The sequence below is a fragment of the Geitlerinema sp. PCC 9228 genome, assembly GCF_001870905.1.
Classification (GTDB): Bacteria; Cyanobacteriota; Cyanobacteriia; order Cyanobacteriales; family PCC-9228; genus PCC-9228.
This window is the reverse complement of the sequence record NZ_LNDC01000204.1, coordinates 1-965: the sequence shown is the minus strand read 5'-3', so window position 1 is coordinate 965 and position 965 is coordinate 1. Positions and strand designations below refer to the sequence as shown.

The window sequence follows — 965 nt, the reverse complement described above, 5'->3', positions numbered from 1 at the left end:
GAACGTCCGCAAGTAGAACGCGGCTGGTTTGACGTACTCGACGATTGGCTGAAGCGCGATCGCTTCGTCTTCGTCGGTTGGTCCGGCATCCTACTATTCCCCTGTGCCTATCTAGCCATCGGGGGATGGCTCACCGGGACCACCTTCGTCACCAGCTGGTACACTCACGGACTCGCTAGTTCTTATCTCGAAGGTGCCAACTTCTTAACCGTAGCCGTCTCCACCCCAGCCGACAGCTTGGGACACTCCTTGCTGTTTTTGTGGGGACCAGAAGCCCAGTGGGACTTCGCTCGCTGGTGTCAAATCGGCGGCTTGTGGACCTTCACCGCCCTCCACGGTGCCTTCGGACTGATCGGCTTCATGCTGCGTCAGTTTGAAATTTCCCGCTTGGTGGGCGTACGTCCTTACAACGCCATTGCCTTCAGCGCTCCCATCGCCGTCTTCACCAGCGTCTTCTTGCTGTATCCCTTGGGACAGTCCAGCTGGTTCTTCGCCCCTAGCTTCGGCGTAGCAGCGATTTTCCGCTTCTTGCTGTTCTTCCAAGGATTCCACAACTGGACGCTGAATCCCTTCCACATGATGGGCGTAGCTGGCGTGCTCGGTGGTGCCTTGTTGTGTGCCATTCACGGCGCTACCGTAGAAAATACCCTGTTTGAAGACGACGACCAAACCGCCAGCACCTTCCGGGCTTTCGAGCCTACCCAGGCGGAAGAAACCTACTCCATGGTGACCGCGAACCGTTTCTGGTCGCAAATCTTCGGCATTGCCTTTTCCAACAAACGTTGGTTGCACTTCTTTATGCTGTTCGTGCCGGTCACCGGCTTGTGGATGGCGTCCATCGGTATCGTCGGTGTGGGTCTAAACCTGCGTGCCTATGACTTCGTCTCCCAAGAGCTGCGCGCCGCCGAAGACCCCGAATTTGAAACCTTCTATACCAAAAACATTCTGTTAAACGAAGGCATCCG

1 protein-coding gene is annotated in these 965 nt (G+C 56.3%); it reads left to right on the top strand.

Translation table 11 applies throughout. The features are described from left to right. Positions 1-965: photosystem II D2 protein (photosystem q(a) protein) (psbD, locus tag AS151_RS20290; RefSeq protein WP_071518885.1), on the top strand; the 965-nt coding region annotated here is incomplete at both ends.